Genomic DNA, 17,545 nt, shown 5'->3' with positions numbered 1-17,545 from the left:
TCAGCAGTCGTCGGCGCGGAACGCGTCGCGCAGCCAGGTCAGCCGCGGCGGTTCGCCTTCGGCTTCGACCACGTCGAAGCGGCACGGCCAGTTCGCGTAGTGCGGATGCGCGGCCAGGAACAATTGCGCCGCCAATACCAGCCGGCGGCGCTTGCGCAGGTCGACCGAGGCGGCGCCGCCGCCGAACGCGTCGTTGCGCCGGTAGCGCACCTCGACGAACACCAGGCACTGCGCCTGCTGCATCACCAGGTCCAGTTCGCCGCCGCGATAGCGCACGTTCGCGGCGATCAGGTGCAGCCCGGCGCGTTCCAGTTCGGCGCGCGCCGCCGCTTCCACGTCGTTGCCGCGTTGCCGGCGGTCAACGCCCATCGGGCAGCGGCGTCGCGCGCCCGCCGCTGAAGGTGGACCAGGCCGGGGTGCGCAGGATGTTGCCGAAGCCGTCCAGGTGCAGCACGCCGGTGGCGCCGCGCAGATTGGCTTCGGCGCCGGTGGCGAGCTTCTCGAGGTAGGCGCTGATCTGCCAGGCGTCGTAGCCGAACGCGAACAGGCGCGCGCCTGGGCCGCGCGCGGTCGGCAGCGTTTCGGCCACGCTGGTCGCCGCCGGCAGGCCGCCGACGCCGCGCACGTTCCACAGTTCGCTCGGGTAGGCGATGCCGTCCAGTACCAGGTCGTCCTCCGGCTTGCCGGTGCCGAGCACCAGCTGCGAGGTCGCCACCCGGCTCTTGCCGGCGAAGCCGGCCAGCGCCAGCTGCGGCGCCAGCGCGCGCGCGGTGCCGCCCTTCACCGCCAGGAACACCGCGTCGGCGGCGCCGGCGTTGCGCAGCTGCGCGCCGACATCGCCCGGCACCTCGGCCACGCTGACGCTGGCCGCGACCTTGCCGCCGCGCTCGCTGAAGCGCTCGCGGAACGCGGCCACCGCGCGGCGGCCGTTGTCGTCGTTGCTGCCGATCACCAGCGCGTTGCGGCGCTCGTGCGCCAGCAGGTATTCGGCGGCGGCGATGCCGTCGTCTTCCGGCGCCAGCGAGAAGCCGGCGCTGCCGGCGGGCGGCGCGCTGGTGCCGCGGTTCAGCGCCAGCAGCGGCACCGGCAGCGCGTCGCGGGCGAACAGCGCGCTGACCTCGTCGCGGCCCAGCGGGCCGACCACGAAGTCGGCGCCACTGTCGATCGCCTTCTGGTACGCGGCCAGCGCGCCGGCCGCGGTGCCGGTGGTGTCGATGAAGTTGATCTCCGGGCGGCGCCGGGTCTCGCCGTAGTAGCCGGCGAGAAGGCCGTCGCGTACCGGCGCGGCCGCGGTCGCCAGGGTGCCGCTCAGCGGCAGCAGCACCGCCAGCTTGGCCGGCGGGCGGTAGCCGTCGCGCTCGGCCGGCGGCCGCTTGCTGGTGTCGAAGCCCCATTGCTCGCCGCGGTCGAACGGCCGCGGCAGCGCCAGGCCGCGGCTGATCAGTGCGCGCCCGGCGAAGTTGTACAGCGGATCGCCGGCCGGCAGCGCGGCGGCGCGGGCCTGCAGCGTGGCGTCGTTCAAGGCCGCGAGCTGGCGCACGATGGCGCGCTGGTTGTCGCTGCGCGCCTGGCCGGTCAGGCCGATATCGGCGCGGGCGCGTTCGTCCAGCGCAGCGGTGGCGTCGCCGGTGCCTTCCAGCGCCTGCGCGCGGGCCAGGTGCCAGCGCGCGCGCAGGTTCTGCGGCACCGCCTGCGGATCGCTGCCCAGCGCCTGCAGCGCCTGCGCCGGCTGCCGGTCGACCAGCGCCAGCTCGGCGTTGACCAGGGCCAGCCGCACCTTGCTCAGGCCCGACAGCTGGCGCGGCTGCACCTGCGCGGCCAGGCTGCGCGCGCGGGCGACATCGCCGCCCTCGTACCAGGCGAAGGCGGCGTCGGCCAGCAACTGGTTGCGCTCGCTGCCGGTGGCGGTGGCGGCCTGCGCCTCGAGCTGCTGCGCCGCTTCCCGCGGCTTGCCCTGGTCGAGCAGCGCCAGCGCCGCGGATTGGGCCGGCGACGACGCGCTCTGCGTCACGCTGGTGGTGGCGCAGCCGGCGAACAGCAGCGCCAGCAGCGACAGGGCGGAAATCCTTGCGAATCGCTTGTTCATTTCTGGTCCATTCGGCAGGGCACGCCTGGGCGCGCCGGGGAAAACCGCTACGATTCTACCCTTGACCATGGAAAGCCGTAGATGAGCGCCCAGCCCGGAACCCTGCATGTCGTCGCCACGCCGATCGGCAATCTCGCCGACCTGACGCCGCGCGCGCAGGAGGTGCTGCGCGCGGTCGCCGCGATCTGCGCCGAGGACACCCGCCGCAGCGGCCAGCTGCTGTCGCACTTCGGCATCGACAAGCCGCTGGTCGCGCTGCACGAGCACAACGAAGACGCGCTGGCGCAGCGCATCGTCGCGCGCCTGCTCGGCGGCGAATCGCTGGCCCTGGTCAGCGACGCCGGCACCCCGCTGGTCAGCGACCCCGGCTACCGGCTGGTGCGCGCCGCGCGCGAGGCCGGGGTGCGGGTCAGCCCGGTGCCCGGCGCCTGCGCGGCGATCGCCGCGCTCAGCGTGGCCGGCCTGCCCAGCGACCGTTTCAGCTTCGAGGGCTTCCTGCCGGCCAAGGCCTCCGGCCGCCGCGAGCGTCTGGCGCGCCTGGCCGGCGAGCCGCGCACCCTGGTGTTCTACGAATCGGCGCACCGCATCGTCGAATCCCTGGCCGACTGCCGCGCCGCCTTCGGCGACGCGCGCCCGGCGGTGCTGGCACGCGAGCTGACCAAGCTGTTCGAAACCGTGCTCGACGGCAGCCTGGCCGAACTGCAGGCGCAGGTGGAAGCCGACGCCAACCAGCGCAAGGGCGAGTTCGTGCTGATCGTGCAGGGCGCCGGCGACGATGCCGACGCGCAGCTGGCCGAGGGCCGCCGCGTCTACGCCACGCTCAGCGCGCACCTGCCGCCGTCCACCGCCGCCAAGCTGGCCGCGGAAATCACCGGGGCGCCGCGCAAGGCGTTGTATGGGGGCTGAGGTGGCCGCATACCGAGCGGATGCCGGCTGACCTGCAGCGGGCAATCGCGAACCTGCCGTTCCCAGGCGAATGCGCTGTCAGGCGACTGCCGGAATCGGAAACCTGCTTGCCCTAAAAGGCGTTGAGTCAAAGCGAGGCTAAAGCCTCCGAACCCGGGAGTCTGGCCCGGAGTCTGGGGATTTTTTGAGAAAGTGGCGGAGCCGGCCGATAAGCCGGGTTCTGTCGTGGACAGTCATTCTTCTAGGCGCCGCGTCACCGCGGCGCTCAAGCAACCTACCCGGACCCGACGCGGGCAGCGCCATGAGGTCCCTATTTGGTCTTGCTCCAGGTGGGGTTTGCCGTACCGGTCCGTTGCCGGACTCGCGGTGCGCTCTTACCGCACCATTTCACCCTTACCGGTCTGCTTGCGCAGACTTAGGCGGTATCTTTCTGTTGCACTTTCCGTCGGCTCGCGCCGCCCAGGCGTTACCTGGCACCTTGCCCTATGGAGCCCGGACTTTCCTCGGCATCTCACTGCACCGAAATGCACCGGGATGACGCGACTGTCTGGCCGACTCCGCCGTCGCTATTGTCGCATGTGCGGCGCCGCTGCGCCGCGCGGTCCGGATTCCGCTCTTACCGGGACCCGAGTCCCGAGTCCCCGGTCCCGAGCCCCTCCAGCCGCGTCTCCCCCAGGAACACCCCATCCGGGCCGAAGCGGCGCTCGTGGATCCAGCCGCGGCCGTCGCCGTCCACCGCCACGATGGTGCTGGCGCGGGTGCCGTAGTCGTGGCCGCGGATGAAGGCCGGCGACAGGCGCCGCTCCAGCTCCAGGCCCACGCCGGTGTCGGGCAGCTGGGCGTCGGCGGCGAGGGTCTCGTCGGCCAGCGCCCGCCATAGCGGGGACAGGTCCTCGTCGCCGGCGGCGGTCCAGCCCGCCAGGACCTCGCACAGGCGCAGCGTTTTCGGCCAGGGCGCATCCAGTGCGCCGTTGGACATGCCGTGGATGCCGGGTGCCAGGCGCTGCCGGGCCGGCGGGTGGTTGCCGAGGTGGTCGGCGCCGTCGGCGTCGGCCAGCAGCAGGTTGAACGGCGGATAGGCGTCGGCGCGCAGCGCCAGTGCGTCGGCGAACGCGGCCGCCGGTTCGGCGCCGGTCAGGTAGTCGGCGACCAGGGCGCCGCGCGAGGCGCCGGACATCGACGCCAGCGGGTCGCGCACGTTGGTGACCACGGTGCAGCGGCCGGTGTCGTCCAGGCCTACCCAGCTGCCGCCGGAACGCAGGTCGCGCCCCGCCAGCACCCGCTCCGCCGGCGCCGCCCAGCGCTGCAGCGGCGCGGTCGGGCGGGCGTGGAATTCGTCGCGGTTGCCGACCAGCAGCAGGCGCCAGCGCGGGTGCGATTCGAGGGCGAGGGCGACCAGGCACATAGCGGCGGATTGTGCGGTTTTGCGCAGCGGCTTGCGAGCCGGTCGGTGGGGACCGCGGCAGCTGGCCGCTGTCTTAACGCCTTGTGCACGGGGCTGAATTTCCGCTCAATCTCAAAATATGAGACGAAACAGCAACTTGTGGATAAGCTTTGAACAAGTCTCTAAAGAATGGCGCAAGCCATTGATGTGGCTAGCGATTTATCGCTCGCAAAGTTGTTGACAACCTTTCGGGCGCTGCTAAGGTGGGCACTCGAGGGGAAACCGGGTTTTTTGTGGTTTTTCGTGGTTCAATGACCGTCCAGGCGGATTTGGAAAGGTGTAGGCGTCGTGTTTCAGGGCGAGACCGCAATCACAGTGGACGACAAGGGGCGTATGGCGGTTCCCACCGCGTACCGCGACCTCGTCGTGCGCGCGAGCGGCAATCGGCTGGTGCTGACCTACAACCCGTTCGAAGCCGGATGCCTGTGGCTGTACGCGGAAAAGGAGTGGGCGCGGGTCCGTGACGACGTCATGGCCAAGCCCAACACCCAGCGCGTGGTGCGGGTCCTGCAGCAGAAGCTGGTGGGTTCCTCGGCCGCGCTGGAGCTGGACGCCAACAGCCGCATCACCATCCCGCCGAGCCACCGCGCCGCGGTGGGCATCGAAAAGCGCGCCGTGCTGTTGGGCATGGGCGACAAGTTCGAACTATGGAGCGAGCAGGCTCATCGTGCACTGATCCAGCAGACATTGTCTGATGAGGATCTGGGCGATGGATTGCTCGATCTGAAGTTGTGAGCCGGGGTGTCCGGATGCGCGGACAGGCGCAGGCCGGTCACCTTCCGGTGTCGCAACCGCCGGCGGCGCATGTGCCGGTGTTGTTCGCGCAGGTCATGGACGGGCTGCAGGTGATCGAAGACGGAATCTATCTGGATGGCACGTTCGGGCGTGGCGGACACGCGCGCGGGGTGCTGCACAAACTCGGCCCAGGAGGCCGGCTGCTGTTGATGGACAAGGATCCCGAAGCGATCGCCGAAGCCGAACTTGCGTTCGGTGGCGATGCGCGCGTGCGCATCCGCCGCGGCAGCTTCGCTGAACTCGGGCAATGGGACGCCGCCGCCGACCTGGACGGGGTGTTGTTCGACCTGGGGGTGTCCTCGCCGCAGCTGGACGTGGCCGCGCGCGGCTTCTCGTTCGGCAAGGACGGCCCCCTGGACATGCGCATGGACCCGGACGCCGGCGAAAGCGCCGCGCAGTGGCTGGCGCGCGCCGACGAGCGCGCCATCGCCGACGTGCTGTGGACCTATGGCGACGAACGCCAGAGCCGGCGCATCGCCCGCGCGATCGTGGCGCGCCGCGCCGAGCAGCCGCTGACCCGCACCGCGCAGCTGGCCGAGCTGATCGACAGCGTGATGCCGCGCGGCGACAGCAAGACCCATCCGGCCACGCGCAGCTTCCAGGCGATCCGCATCCACATCAACCGCGAGCTGGCCGACCTCGAAGCCGGGCTGGACGCGGCGCTGGCCAGGCTCAAGCCGGGCGGACGCCTGGCGGTGATCAGCTTCCACTCGCTGGAAGACCGCATCGTCAAGCAATTCATGAACCGCCACGCCAAGGCCCCGCCGAGCAACCGCCGCCTGCCCGAAGCGCAGCCGTTCGTGCCGACCCTGCAACTGCATGGCGGCGCGATCAAGGCCGATGCCGACGAACTGGCCGGCAACCCGCGTGCGCGCAGCGCGGTGCTGCGGGTGGCTGAGAAGCTGGGATTCGGGATTGGGGATTCGGGATTGGAGAAGAGCGCTCGCCCAATCCCCAATTCCGAATCCCCAATCCCGGCGTCTCCGGCAGGAGACGCCCAATGAGCCGGCTGCTGCTCATCGTCCTGCTCGCCTGCACCATCTCTTCGGCGATCGGGGTGGTGTACATGCGCCATCGCCATCGCCAGCTGTTCGTCGAGCTGTCGCGGCTGGAGCACAACCGCGACGAGCTGAACATCGAATTCGGCCGGTTGCAGCTGGAGCAGGCGACCTGGGCCGAAAGCAATCGCGTCGACCAGGTCGCGCGCGAGCGGCTGGGCATGAAGTTTCCGGAAACCGGCGACATCGTGGTGGTGCGGCCATGAGCAAGACCGGCCGCAACCGCCCGCGCAGCAACTTCAATCTCCGTGGTCGGCTGGTGCTGGTCGGTGCGGCGCTGAGCCTGTGCTCGGTCACCCTGATCGGCCGCGCCGCCTACGTGCAGATCATCAACAGCGATTTCTACCAGCGCCAGGGCGAGGCGCGCTACCTGCGCGAGCTGCCGATCGCGACTTCGCGCGGCATGATCACCGATCGCAACGGCGAGCCGCTGGCGGTGTCCACGCCGGTGGAATCGATCTGGGTCAATCCGCAGGAACTGCTGCGCAATCCCGACCGCATCCCGCAGCTGGCGCAGGCGCTGGAACTGCCGAGCGACGAACTGGCCGCCAAGCTGTCGCAGAAGTCGGACAAGGAGTTCATGTACCTCAAGCGCCGGATCAATCCGGACAAGGCGCATGCGGTGGTCGCGCTGGGCATCCCGGGCGTGTTCTCGCAGCGCGAGTTCCGCCGCTTCTACCCGCAGGGCGAAGCGATGGCGCACGTGCTCGGCTTCACCAACATCGACGACCGCGGCCAGGAAGGGCTGGAGCTGGCGTACGACGAATGGCTGCGCGGCAAGCCCGGCTCCAAGCGCGTGATCCGCGACCGCAAGGGCGCGATCGTGGAGAGTATCGACCTGGTCAAGCCGGCCGAGCCGGGCAAGGACCTGACCCTCAGCATCGATCGCCGCATCCAGTTCCTTGCGTACAAGGAGCTGCGCAACGCGCTGGTGGAAAACAATGCCGCCGGCGGCTCGATCGTGGTGATGGACGTGGCCACCGGCGAGATCATGGCCATGGTCAACCTGCCGACCTACAACCCGAACTCGGTCACCGGGGTCAATTCCGATGCGCGCCGCAACCGCGCGGTCACCGACCTGGTCGAGCCGGGTTCGACGATGAAGCCGTTGACCATCTCCACCGCGCTCAAGGCCGGGGTGGTGACCAAGGACACGCTGATCGACACCAACCCGGGCTACATGGCGATCGGCCGCTTCACCATCAAGGACGTGCCGCGCAACAACGGCGTGCTGACCGTGACCGGCGTGATCACCCGCAGCTCCAATATCGGCGCGGCCAAGATCGCGGCCAAGCTGCCGGACCAGACCTTCTACGACCAGATCCACAGCTACGGCTACGGCAGCGCCCCGCACAGCGGCTTCCCCGGCGAATCGGCCGGCGTGCTGCCGTCGCCGGGCCGCTGGAGCGGGTCGTCCAAGACCACCATGTCCTACGGCTATGGCCTGTCGGTGACGCCGCTGCAGATCGCGCGCGCGTACTGCGCGCTCGGCAACGGCGGCAAGCTGGTCACGCCGACCTTCATCAAGGGCCAGCACGAGGACACCAAGGAAGTGCTGAGCCCGGCGATCGCCAAGGAAGTGGTATCGATGATGGAAACCGTGGTGACCCAGGGCGGCGCCAAGGGCGCGGCGATCCTCGGCTACCACGTCGCCGGCAAGACCGGCACCGCGCGCCTGAACGGTCCCGGCGGCTATATCCGCGGCCACTACAACGCGCTGTTCGCCGGCCTGGTGCCGGCGAGCAATCCGCGCTTCGCCACGGTCATCGTGATCAACGATCCGCAGGGCGCCAAGTACTACGGCGGCCTGGTCTCGGCGCCGGTGTTCCACAACGTGATGGAAGGCGCGCTGCGGCTGATGGACGTGCCGCCGGACGACATCCAGGCGTGGCTGGCGGCGCAGGCCGCCGGCAAGAGCGGCCATGCGCCGCCGCCGGTGCCGGTGGAGCCGGACCCGGCCGTGGTGCCCGACGCCGCCGCCGAGGTCGAAGCCGCGCTGCCGACCGCGCGCGCCATCGCGCCGCCGCCGGCCGCGCAGCCGGTGCCGTTGCAGGAGACGCATCAGTGAGCCGCGCGCTGCCGCTGTCGAAGCTGCTGCCGGACGTGGCGCTGGCGCGCGACGTGCAGGTGTCCGGGCTGGTCATGGACAGCCGCGCGGTGCGCGCCGGCGATGCGTTCGTGGCGATCGCCGGGTTCGGCGCGCACGGGCTGGGCTTCGTCGCGCAGGCGCAGGCCAATGGCGCCGCGGCGATCCTGTTCGAACCGCCGGCGCCGGCCGAATTGCCGGCCCCGGCCGACGCGATCGCGGTGCCGGGCCTGCGTGCGCGCATGGGCGCGATGGCCGACCAGTTCCACGGCCATCCGTCGCAGACGATGACCATGGTCGGGGTCACCGGCACCAACGGCAAGACCTCCACCGTGCAGTTGCTGGCGCAGGCCTGGCAGTGCCTGGGCACGCGCAGCGGCAGCATCGGCACGCTCGGCGTCGGCCTGTACGGCGACGTGGTGCCGACCGGTTTCACCACGCCGCTGGTGTTGCAGACGCACGCGCTGCTGGCGCAGCTGCGCGACGCCGGCGCGCAGGCGGTGGCGATGGAAGTGAGCTCGCACGCGTTGGACCAGGGCCGCGTGGATGCGGTGCACTTCGACGTGGCGGTGTTCACCAATCTCACCCGCGACCATCTGGACTACCACGGCGACATGGCCGGCTACGGCGCGGCCAAGGCGCGGCTGTTCGCTACGCCTGGTCTGAAGGCCGCGGTGGTCAATCTCGACGACGCGTTCGGCCGCGAGCTGCTGGCGACGCTGGACCCGGCGCTGCGCCGCATCGGCGTCAGCTCGCGCGGCCAGGCCGGCGCCACGCTGCGCGCCGAGGCGCTGCGCCTGGACGCGCGCGGCATCGGTTTCGACTTGCTGATCGACGGTGCGCGCCATTCGGTGCAGTCGCCGCTGCTCGGCCGCTTCAACGTGGACAACCTGCTGGCCGTGGCCGGCGCGCTGTACGCGCTGGACGTGGCGCCGGCGCGTATCGCCGCGACGCTGTCGCAGCTGCAGCCGATCCGCGGACGCATGAACCGCCTCGGCGGCAGCGACGCGCAGCCACTGCTGGTGATCGACTACGCGCACACCCCGGACGCGCTGGAGCAGGCGCTGGACAGCCTGCGCGGCCACGTCCACGGCCGCCTGCTGTGCGTGTTCGGTTGCGGCGGCGAGCGCGACACCGGCAAGCGTCCGCAGATGGCGGTGATCGCGCAGCGCCTGGCCGATGCGGTGATCGTCACCGACGACAATCCGCGCGGCGAGGACGGCGATCGCATCGTCGCCGACATCCTGGCCGGGTTCACCGACCTGCAGGCGGTGCGCGTGCAGCGCGACCGCGCGCAGGCCATCGCCCTGGCCGTGGCCGAAGCCGGTCCCGACGACATCGTGCTGATCGCCGGCAAGGGCCACGAGCCGTACCAGGACATCGCCGGCATCCAGCATCCGTTCGACGACACCGAGGTCGCCGCGCAGGCGCTGCAGGCGCGCGCCGCACCGACCGTGGAGCACGCCCGATGAAGCGCCTGCCGCTGTCGATGATCGCGCACTGGGCCGGCGCCGAGCTGCACGGCGACGACGTGGCGATCGATGCGATCGCCCACGACACCCGCACGCTGGCGCCGGGCAGCCTGTACGTGGCGCTGCGCGGCGAACGTTTCGACGGTCACGACTTCGTCGCCGATGCCGCCGCGCGCGGCGCCAGCGCATTGCTGGTGGAGCTGTTGCAGCCGCAAATCGAATTGCCGCAGATCCTGGTCGCCGACACCCAGCTGGCATTGGCGCGGATCGCCGCCGGCATGCAGCGCGGCCGCGCCACGCGGGTGGCCGCGATCACCGGCAGCAACGGCAAGACCAGCGTCAAGGCGCTGCTGCTGGCGATCCTGCAGCATGCCTGCCGCGTGAACGGCGGCAGCGTCTACGCCAATCCCGGCAACCGCAACAACGAGATCGGCCTGCCGCTGGCGGTGATCGAAGCGCCGGACGCGGCCGACTACGCGATCTACGAGATGGGCGCCGGCAAGCCGGGCGACATCGCCTACCTGACCGACATCGTCGCCCCCGATGCGGCGCTGGTGAACAACATCGCGCCGGCGCATCTGGAGCGGATGGGCAGCCTGCTCGGCGTCGCCGAGACCAAGGGTGCGATCTACGCCGCACTGAGCGCCGACGGCACCGCGGTGGTCAATGCCGACGACGCGTTCGGGCTGTGGTTCGAACAGCGCCTGCCGGCGCCGCTGGCCCCGCGCGTGCTGCGCTTCGGCCTGCAGGCCAGCGCCGAGGTCAGCGCCACGCAGCTGAGCATGCGCGCGGACCGCTCGCAGTTCGTGCTGGTCACTCCACAGGGCGAGATCGAGACCACGCTGCCGTTGCCGGGCCGGCACAACCTGATGAACGCACTGGCCGCCGCCTCGCTGGCGCTGGCGCTGGATATCGCGCCGGCGCTGATCGCCGCGGGCCTGGCGCAGGTGCAGCCGGTGCCGGGCCGACAGATCGCGCACACGCTGCCCGGCGGCGCGGTGCTGATCGACGACAGCTACAACGCCAACCCGGGTTCGCTGGCCGCGGCGATCGACGCGCTGGCCGCGGCCGGCGGCGAGCGTTGGCTGGTGCTGGGCGACATGCGCGAACTCGGCGACGGCGCCGAGGCGCTGCACGCCAGCGGCGGCCGCCGCGCCCGCGACGCCGGCCTGACCCGGCTGTACGCGCTGGGCCCGCTCAGCGCCGTCGCCGCACAGGCCTTCGGCGAGAACGGCCGCGTGTTCGACAGCCATGCGGCGTTGATCGCCGCGCTGCATGCGGATCTGCGTGCGGCCGGGAGTCGGGATTTGGGATTGGGGATTCGTGAAGAGCAAGATCAAGAGCAGGAAACAGAGCTGATGGATGAGAACACCGGCGCGGTGGCAGACGGCGTTGTGCCGCCCCGATTCCCGATTTCCGATTCCCGACTCCCGGCTCCTCCCACCCTCCTGGTCAAAGGTTCGCGCGGCAGCGCCATGGACAAGATCGTGAGCGCGCTGCTGGCGCAGGGAGAGGAGGCGCCGCATGCTGCTTGAACTGTCCCGCTGGCTGCAGCAGCTGGAGAGCCTGTTCGGGCTGTTCGGCTACCTCACCTTCCGCGGCATCCTCGCGGCGCTGACCTCGCTGTTCCTGTCGCTGTGGCTGGGTCCGGCGGTGATCCGCAAGCTGGCGCAGTTCAAGGGCGGCCAGCCGATTCGTCAGGACGGCCCGCAGAGCCATTTCTCCAAGGCCGGCACGCCGACCATGGGCGGCTCGATGATCCTGCTGACCGTGCTGCTGTCGGTGCTGCTGTGGGGCGACCTGCGCAACCGCTACGTGTGGCTGGTGCTGGCGGTGATGCTGGCGTTCGGCGTGATCGGCTGGTACGACGACTGGATCAAGATCGTGCGCCGCGACCCGAACGGGCTGAAGTCGCGCTGGAAGTACCTGCTGCAGTCGATCTTCGGCCTGGCTGCCGGCCTGTTCCTGTACTACACCGCCGACGTGCCGGCCGCGATCACCTTCTACATCCCGATGTTCAAGTCGATCGCGCTGCCGCTGGCCGGGATCAGCTTCGTCGCCATCGCCTACTTCTGGATCGTCGGCTTCTCCAACGCGGTCAACCTGACCGACGGCCTGGACGGGCTGGCGATCATGCCGACCGTGCTGGTGGCCTGCGCGCTGGGCGTGTTCGCCTACGCCTCGGGCAACGCGGTGTTCTCCGCCTATCTGAAGATTCCCTCGATCCCCGGTGCCGGCGAGCTGATCATCATCTGCGCGGCGATCGCCGGCGCGGGCCTGGGCTTCCTGTGGTTCAACACGTACCCGGCGATGGTGTTCATGGGCGACATCGGCGCGCTGGCGCTGGGCGCGGTGCTCGGCACCATCGCGGTGATCGTGCGCCAGGAACTGGTGCTGGTGATCATGGGCGGCGTGTTCGTGGTCGAGACGCTGTCGGTGATGATCCAGGTCGCCTCGTTCAAGCTCACCGGCAAGCGCGTGTTCCGCATGGCGCCGATCCACCACCACTTCGAGCTGAAGGGCTGGCCCGAGCCGCGGGTGATCGTGCGCTTCTGGATCATCTCGGTGGTGCTGGTGCTGGTCGGCCTGGCCACGTTGAAGGTGCGCTGATGAACGATGCCGCACGCCAGGCAACCCGACTCGAGGCCATCGGCGGCCGCTACGACCCGTGGCTGCTCGGCGCCGTGGTGGCGCTGGCGTCGCTGGGCGTGGTGATGGTCGGTTCCAGCTCGATCGAGCTGACCGTCAGCCCGTTCTACTACCTGACCCGGCACCTGTTGTTCCTGGCCGGTGGCATCGGCCTGGCGATCTGGACGATGCGCACCGAGCTGAAGAACATCGAGCAGTACAACCAGCTGTTGCTGCTGGCCTGCTTCGGCCTGCTGATCGTGGTGTTCGTGCCCGGACTGGGCAGCAGCGTCAACGGCGCGCGGCGCTGGATCAACCTGGGCATCTCCAAGTTCCAGACCGTGGAAGCGGTGAAGGTGCTGTACATCGTGTGGCTGTCCAGCTACCTGGTGCGCTTCCGCGACGAGGTTAACGCGACCTGGCCGGCGATGCTCAAGCCGCTGGGCGTGGCGGTGGCGCTGGTCGGCCTGTTGCTGATGCAGCCGGACTTCGGTTCCTCCACGCTGCTGCTGGCGATCACCGCCGGCATGCTGGTGCTGGGCGGGGTCAACCTGCCGCGCATGTCGATGCCGATCGTGATCGGTCTGCCGGTGTTCGCCTTCATCGCGATCCTGGAACCGTACCGCCTGCGCCGCATCACCTCGTTCCTGGACCCGTGGGCCGATCAGCTCGGCTCCGGCTATCAGCTGTCCAACGCGCTGATGGCGGTGGGCCGCGGCGAACTGTTCGGGGTCGGCCTGGGCGGCTCGGTGCAGAAGCTCAACTACCTGCCCGAAGCGCACACCGATTTCATCTTCTCGGTGATCGCCGAGGAACTGGGCTTCACCGGCGTGTGCCTGATCATCGCGCTGTACGCGCTGCTGGTCGGGCGCGCGTTCTGGCTGGGCATGCGCTGCGTGGAAATGAAGCGTCACTTCTCCGGCTACATCGCCTTCGGCATCGGCCTGTGGATCAGCCTGCAGAGCTTCGTCTCGGTCGGCGTGAATCTGGGCATCCTGCCGACCAAGGGCCTGACCCTGCCGCTGATCTCCGCCGGCGGTTCCAGCGTACTGATGACCTGCGTGGCGATGGGCCTGCTGCTGCGCGTGTCCTACGAACTCGATCGCGCCGAGCGCCAGGTGGCGAAGGTGCGCAGCGATGCGGCGCCGCCGGTTAGGCAAACAGTGGACAGCGCTGAGGACCTGCAGGCCGCACGCGAGGCCAGTGCCAGCGCGGTGGCCGCGGCGATCCAGGCCGGCACCCCGGCGCGCGGTACCAGCCGCATGCAGCCGCGGGTCGAGCCGACCTTCGGGAGGCTGGGATGAGTGTGTCCGTGCCGATGACCAGCACCGTCGTGACCGACGCTGCGTCGCGCCCGGTGATGATCCTCGCCGGCGGCACCGGCGGGCACATCTTCCCGGCGCTGGCGGTGGCCAAGGTGCTGCGCGCGCGCGGCGTGCCGGTGGTGTGGCTGGGCGCGGCCGGGCGCATGGAAACGCAACTGGTGCCACAGCACGGCATCGAGATCGACACCATCGAGATCGGCGGGCTGCGCGGCAAGGGCGCGCTGGCGCTGTTCGGCGCGCCGGTGCGGGTCATGCGCGCGATCCGCGCCGCCGGTTTCGTGTTGCGCCGGCGCATGCCGCGCGCGGTGGTCAGCTTCGGCGGCTTCGCTGCCGGCCCGGGCGGCATCGCCGCGCGCCTGATGAAACTGCCGCTGCTGGTGCACGAACAGAACCGCGCGCCGGGCCTGACCAACAAGGTGCTGTCGCGCGTCGCGCGTCGCGTGCTGACCGGGTTCCCGGGCAGCTTCGCCGCGCGCGAGGAAGCGGTAGGCAATCCGGTGCGCGCCGAGATCGCCGCGCTGGCGCCGCCGGCGCAGCGTTTCGCCGCGCGCGACGGCGCGGTGCGCCTGCTGGTGCTCGGCGGCAGCCAGGGCGCGCGTGCGCTGAACCAGGCGCTGCCGCGCGCGCTGGCCGCGCTCGGTGCGCAGGTCGAAGTGCGCCACCAGTGCGGCGAGAAATTGCGCGACGAAGCGGCCCAGGCCTATGCCGACGCCGGCGTCGCCGCCAGCGTCGAAGCCTTCATCGGCGACATGGCCGCCGCCTACGCCTGGGCCGACCTGATCGTGTGCCGCGCCGGCGCCTCGACCCTGGCCGAACTGTGCGCGGTCGGCATCGGCAGCGTGCTGGTGCCGTTCGCCGCCGCGGTCGACGACCACCAGACCCGCAACGCCGAATACCTGGTCGAACGCGGCGCCGCCGTGCTGCTGAAGCAGGACGACGCCCTGGCGACCAACCTGCAGGGCGTGCTGCGCGACCTGCTCGGCAACCCCGCACGCCGCCTGTCCATGGCCGACGCCGCGCGCAGCCTGGCCAAGCCGGATGCAGCCGAGCGGATCGCCGACATCATTCTGGAAGAGGCCGGGAGTCGGGATTCGGGATTGGGGATTCGTAAAGAGCAGGAGCACAAGCAGGACACCATGCAGACATCCGTACAGGGCGAGGCGCCGCGGCAACAGGCCACCGGCGACGCCACCAATCCCCAATCCCCAATCCCCAATCCCGGCACCTCCGCCGGAGGTGCCCTGTGATCCGCCGCCTCCACGACACCGGCGATCTGGTCCGCGCGTTTCCGCGCGTGCACTTCGTCGGCATCGGCGGCACCGGCATGAGCGGCATCGCCGAGGTCATGCTGACCCTGGGCTACGAAGTGTCCGGGTCGGACAACGCCGACAACGCGGCGACGCGGCGCCTGGTCACGCTCGGCGCGCGGGTGATGCGCGGGCATTCGGCGGCCAACGTGCTCGGCACCGACTGCGTGGTGGTGTCCAGCGCGATCCGCGACGACAACCCTGAATTGATGGAAGCGCGCAGCCAGCGCATCCCGATCATGCCGCGCGCGGCGATGCTGGCCGAGCTGATGCGCTTCCGCCGCGGTATCGCGGTGGCCGGCACGCACGGCAAGACCACCACCACCAGCCTGGCCGCGGCGGTGCTCAGCGAAGGCGGGCTGGACCCGACCTTCGTGATCGGCGGGCAGCTGCTTGCCGCCGGCGCCAACGCCAAGCTCGGCGGCGGCCAGTGGCTGGTGGCCGAGGCCGACGAGAGCGACGGCAGCTTCCTGCGCCTGAATCCGTTGATCTCGGTGATCACCAACATCGACGCCGATCACCTGGAAAACTACGGCAACGATTTCGCCCGGGTGCAGGCCGCGTTCGCCGAATTCCTGCAGCGCCTGCCGTTCTACGGCCTGGCCGTGCTGTGCATCGACGATCCGGAAGTGGCCGCGCTGGCCGCCAAGACCCCGCGCCACGTGATGAGCTACGGCTTCAGCGAGAACGCCGACGTGCGCGCCGAGGACGTGGTCCAGGACGGCCCGCGCATGCGCTTCACCCTGCGCCTGCCGGAAGGCAGCAGCACGCCGGTGACGCTGGCCTTGCCGGGCCGGCACAACGTGCTCAACGCGCTGGCCGCGGCCGCCATCGGCTGGCAGCTGGGCGTGGCGCCGGCGGCGATCGCCAGCGCGCTGCAGAGCTTCGCCGGCATCGGCCGCCGCTTCAACGACCTGGGCGAAGTGACCACCGCCGCCGGCGCATGCGTGCGCCTGGTCGACGACTACGGCCACCATCCGCGCGAACTGGCTGCGGTGTTCGCCGCCGCGCGCGGCGGCTGGCCGGACAAGCGCCTGGTGGTCGCGTTCCAGCCGCACCGCTACAGCCGTACCCGCGACCAGTTCGATGCGTTCGCCGCGGTGCTGTCGGAAGTGGACGCACTGGTGCTCAGCGAGGTCTACCCGGCCGGCGAAGCGCCGATCCCCGGCGCCGACGCGCGCTCGCTGGCGCGTGCGATCCGTGCGCGCGGGCGCAGCGAGCCAGTGGTGGTCGGGCAGGTCGCCGAACTGAGCGAAGTGCTGCCGGACGTGCTGCAGGACGGCGACCTGCTGTTGATGATGGGCGCCGGCGACATCGGCTACGTCGCCCAGCACATCGCGCAAGACGGTTTCGTCGCGGCGGTGAAAGCATGAGCGCGTCGACCTTCGCGCCGCCGCGCCACACCGACCCGGCCGTGTTCGGCCGCGTCGCGGTGCTGCTCGGCGGCACCTCCAGCGAGCGCGAGGTGTCGCTGGATTCGGGCCGCAACGTGCTCGAGGCGCTGCGCACACGCGGCGTCGATGCGGTCGCGGTGGACGGCATTCCTGCGTTGGCGCAGGCATTGGTCGACAAGCGCTTCGATCGCGTGTTCAACGTGCTGCACGGCCACAACGGCGGCGGCGAAGACGGCATCGTGCAGGGCCTGATGGACGCGTTCGGCGTGCCCTACACCGGCTCGCCGGTGCTCGGCTCTGCGCTGAGCATGGACAAGGTGCGGACCAAGCAGGTGTGGCTGTCGCTGGGCCTGCCGACGCCGCGCTACGTGCGCCTGGCGGCGACCGCGCAAGCGGACGCGATCCGCGCCGCGGCCGCGCAACTGGGCCTGCCGGTGATCGTCAAGCCGGCCAACGAAGGTTCCAGCGTCGGCGTGACCCGCGTGTTCGAACCGGCGCAGCTGGACGAGGCGGTGGCCCTTGCCGCGCGCTACGACGGCGAGCTGCTGATGGAGCAGATGATCGTCGGCGACGAGTTGACCGTGGCCATCCTCGGCGACACCGCGCTGCCGTCGATCCGCATCGTGCCCAAGGGCCAGTGGTACGACTACCACGCCAAGTACGTGGCCGAGGACACCCAGTACCTGTGCCCCGGCCTGGACGGCGCCGACGAGCGCGCCCTGGGCGAACTGGCGCTGGCCGCATTCCGCGCCGCCGGCTGCCGCGGCTGGGGCCGCGTGGACGTGATGCGCGACGGCACCAGCGGCGATTTCGCCCTGCTGGAAGCCAACACCGCGCCGGGCATGACCAGCCACTCGCTGGTGCCCAAGGCCGCACGCCAGGCCGGCATCGGTTTCGAAGAACTGGTGTGGCGCGTGCTGGAGCAGACGCTGTGAAGCCGGGATTCGGGATTCGGGATTCGGGATTCGCACAGCGGCAGCGTCGCGCTGCCGTTGCGCTCGCGTGCGTGTCTTGCGCGAATCCCGAATTCCGAATCCCGAATCC

The 17,545-nt window shown here is 70.5% G+C and carries 15 protein-coding genes and 1 other RNA gene; 12 read left to right on the top strand and 4 right to left on the bottom strand.

What is annotated here, in order from left to right; all coding sequences use genetic code 11:
• Together HEP73_RS18035 and HEP73_RS18030 are read right to left on the bottom strand one after the other, a co-directional pair.
• Positions 1-369, bottom strand: coding sequence for a YraN family protein (locus HEP73_RS18035; protein ID WP_185820984.1), 369 nt, complete (start codon positions 367-369; stop codon positions 1-3).
• Positions 359-2,086, bottom strand: coding sequence for a penicillin-binding protein activator (locus tag HEP73_RS18030; protein WP_185820983.1), 1,728 nt, complete (start codon positions 2,084-2,086; stop codon positions 359-361). Before HEP73_RS18030 ends, HEP73_RS18035 begins: the two co-directional genes overlap by 11 nt.
• An 81-nt stretch (positions 2,087-2,167) precedes the next feature.
• On the opposite strand from HEP73_RS18030, the gene rsmI reads away from it, so the two are divergent.
• Entirely contained in the window at positions 2,168-2,992 is an 825-nt protein-coding gene (rsmI, locus tag HEP73_RS18025; protein ID WP_185820982.1) for a 16S rRNA (cytidine(1402)-2'-O)-methyltransferase, read from the top strand.
• A gap of 193 nt (positions 2,993-3,185) precedes the next feature.
• Here the strand turns inward: rsmI and rnpB are convergent.
• Together rnpB and HEP73_RS18015 are read right to left on the bottom strand one after the other, a co-directional pair.
• Positions 3,186-3,551, bottom strand: an RNA gene (gene rnpB / locus HEP73_RS18020) — RNase P RNA component class A.
• A gap of 57 nt (positions 3,552-3,608) precedes the next feature.
• Positions 3,609-4,397 carry an NRDE family protein gene (locus HEP73_RS18015; RefSeq protein ID WP_185820981.1) on the bottom strand — a complete coding sequence of 263 codons (789 nt, stop codon included), beginning with the start codon at positions 4,395-4,397 and terminating at the stop codon, positions 3,609-3,611.
• Between the two features lie 372 nt (positions 4,398-4,769).
• Between HEP73_RS18015 and HEP73_RS18010 the strand changes: the two genes are divergently transcribed.
• From HEP73_RS18010 to HEP73_RS17960, 11 genes are read left to right on the top strand one after another with little or no spacing between them, the layout of a single operon-like run.
• Positions 4,770-5,171, top strand: a complete 402-nt coding sequence (locus HEP73_RS18010) for a division/cell wall cluster transcriptional repressor MraZ (protein ID WP_255423810.1) — start codon at positions 4,770-4,772, stop codon at positions 5,169-5,171.
• 14 nt (positions 5,172-5,185) lie between these two features.
• Positions 5,186-6,235 carry a 16S rRNA (cytosine(1402)-N(4))-methyltransferase RsmH gene (rsmH, locus tag HEP73_RS18005; RefSeq protein ID WP_185823475.1) on the top strand — a complete coding sequence of 350 codons (1,050 nt, stop codon included), beginning with the start codon at positions 5,186-5,188 and terminating at the stop codon, positions 6,233-6,235.
• On the top strand, positions 6,232-6,495 hold the full coding sequence (gene ftsL, locus HEP73_RS18000) for a cell division protein FtsL (RefSeq protein ID WP_185813911.1): 264 nt from the start codon (positions 6,232-6,234) through the stop codon (positions 6,493-6,495). Before rsmH ends, ftsL begins: the two co-directional genes overlap by 4 nt.
• Positions 6,492-8,357 (top strand): peptidoglycan D,D-transpeptidase FtsI family protein, encoded by a 1,866-nt coding sequence (locus tag HEP73_RS17995; RefSeq protein ID WP_185820979.1) that lies wholly within the window; start codon positions 6,492-6,494, stop codon positions 8,355-8,357. The genes ftsL and HEP73_RS17995 overlap by 4 nt, the downstream gene beginning before the upstream one ends.
• Complete coding sequence (locus tag HEP73_RS17990) at positions 8,354-9,847, top strand: UDP-N-acetylmuramoyl-L-alanyl-D-glutamate--2,6-diaminopimelate ligase (RefSeq protein ID WP_185820978.1); 1,494 nt, start codon at positions 8,354-8,356, stop codon at positions 9,845-9,847. Before HEP73_RS17995 ends, HEP73_RS17990 begins: the two co-directional genes overlap by 4 nt.
• The gene (locus tag HEP73_RS17985; RefSeq protein ID WP_185820977.1) at positions 9,844-11,382 is read left to right on the top strand and encodes a UDP-N-acetylmuramoyl-tripeptide--D-alanyl-D-alanine ligase; all 1,539 of its coding nucleotides are present in this window, start codon (positions 9,844-9,846) and stop codon (positions 11,380-11,382) included. The genes HEP73_RS17990 and HEP73_RS17985 overlap by 4 nt, the downstream gene beginning before the upstream one ends.
• Positions 11,372-12,457 carry a phospho-N-acetylmuramoyl-pentapeptide-transferase gene (gene mraY, locus HEP73_RS17980; protein WP_185813907.1) on the top strand — a complete coding sequence of 362 codons (1,086 nt, stop codon included), beginning with the start codon at positions 11,372-11,374 and terminating at the stop codon, positions 12,455-12,457. Before HEP73_RS17985 ends, mraY begins: the two co-directional genes overlap by 11 nt.
• Positions 12,457-13,779, top strand: a complete 1,323-nt coding sequence (ftsW, locus tag HEP73_RS17975; protein ID WP_185813906.1) for a putative lipid II flippase FtsW — start codon at positions 12,457-12,459, stop codon at positions 13,777-13,779. Before mraY ends, ftsW begins: the two co-directional genes overlap by 1 nt.
• Positions 13,776-15,047 carry an undecaprenyldiphospho-muramoylpentapeptide beta-N-acetylglucosaminyltransferase gene (gene murG, locus HEP73_RS17970; RefSeq protein WP_185820976.1) on the top strand — a complete coding sequence of 424 codons (1,272 nt, stop codon included), beginning with the start codon at positions 13,776-13,778 and terminating at the stop codon, positions 15,045-15,047. The genes ftsW and murG overlap by 4 nt, the downstream gene beginning before the upstream one ends.
• Complete coding sequence (gene murC / locus HEP73_RS17965; protein ID WP_185820975.1) at positions 15,044-16,480, top strand: UDP-N-acetylmuramate--L-alanine ligase; 1,437 nt, start codon at positions 15,044-15,046, stop codon at positions 16,478-16,480. The genes murG and murC overlap by 4 nt, the downstream gene beginning before the upstream one ends.
• A complete protein-coding gene (locus HEP73_RS17960; protein WP_185820974.1) occupies positions 16,477-17,436 on the top strand; it encodes a D-alanine--D-alanine ligase in 960 nt (319 codons plus the stop codon). Before murC ends, HEP73_RS17960 begins: the two co-directional genes overlap by 4 nt.
• The last annotated feature ends 109 nt before the right edge of the window (positions 17,437-17,545 follow it).

The sequence above is a fragment of the Xanthomonas sp. GW genome (assembly GCF_014236815.1).
In the GTDB taxonomy this organism is placed as follows: domain Bacteria; phylum Pseudomonadota; class Gammaproteobacteria; order Xanthomonadales; family Xanthomonadaceae; genus Xanthomonas_A.
The sequence above is the reverse complement of the archived record's forward strand: the minus strand, read 5'-3'. Positions and strand labels throughout refer to the sequence as shown.

Excerpts from the sequence above, each read along its gene's own strand:
- rsmI (WP_185820982.1), top strand. The coding sequence starts at position 2,168 with ATGAGCGCCCAGCCCGGAACCCTGCATGTCGTCGCCACGCCGATCGGC.
- rsmH (WP_185823475.1), top strand. The coding sequence starts at position 5,186 with ATGCGCGGACAGGCGCAGGCCGGTCACCTTCCGGTGTCGCAACCGCCG.
- murG (WP_185820976.1), top strand. The coding sequence starts at position 13,776 with ATGAGTGTGTCCGTGCCGATGACCAGCACCGTCGTGACCGACGCTGCG.
- HEP73_RS17995 (WP_185820979.1), top strand. The coding sequence starts at position 6,492 with ATGAGCAAGACCGGCCGCAACCGCCCGCGCAGCAACTTCAATCTCCGT.
- ftsL (WP_185813911.1), top strand. The coding sequence starts at position 6,232 with ATGAGCCGGCTGCTGCTCATCGTCCTGCTCGCCTGCACCATCTCTTCG.
- HEP73_RS17985 (WP_185820977.1), top strand. The coding sequence starts at position 9,844 with ATGAAGCGCCTGCCGCTGTCGATGATCGCGCACTGGGCCGGCGCCGAG.
- HEP73_RS18015 (WP_185820981.1), bottom strand. The coding sequence starts at position 4,397 with ATGTGCCTGGTCGCCCTCGCCCTCGAATCGCACCCGCGCTGGCGCCTG.
- HEP73_RS18035 (WP_185820984.1), bottom strand. The coding sequence starts at position 369 with ATGGGCGTTGACCGCCGGCAACGCGGCAACGACGTGGAAGCGGCGGCG.
- mraY (WP_185813907.1), top strand. The coding sequence starts at position 11,372 with ATGCTGCTTGAACTGTCCCGCTGGCTGCAGCAGCTGGAGAGCCTGTTC.
- HEP73_RS17960 (WP_185820974.1), top strand. The coding sequence starts at position 16,477 with ATGAGCGCGTCGACCTTCGCGCCGCCGCGCCACACCGACCCGGCCGTG.
- ftsW (WP_185813906.1), top strand. The coding sequence starts at position 12,457 with ATGAACGATGCCGCACGCCAGGCAACCCGACTCGAGGCCATCGGCGGC.
- HEP73_RS18010 (WP_255423810.1), top strand. The coding sequence starts at position 4,770 with ATGGCGGTTCCCACCGCGTACCGCGACCTCGTCGTGCGCGCGAGCGGC.
- HEP73_RS18030 (WP_185820983.1), bottom strand. The coding sequence starts at position 2,086 with ATGAACAAGCGATTCGCAAGGATTTCCGCCCTGTCGCTGCTGGCGCTG.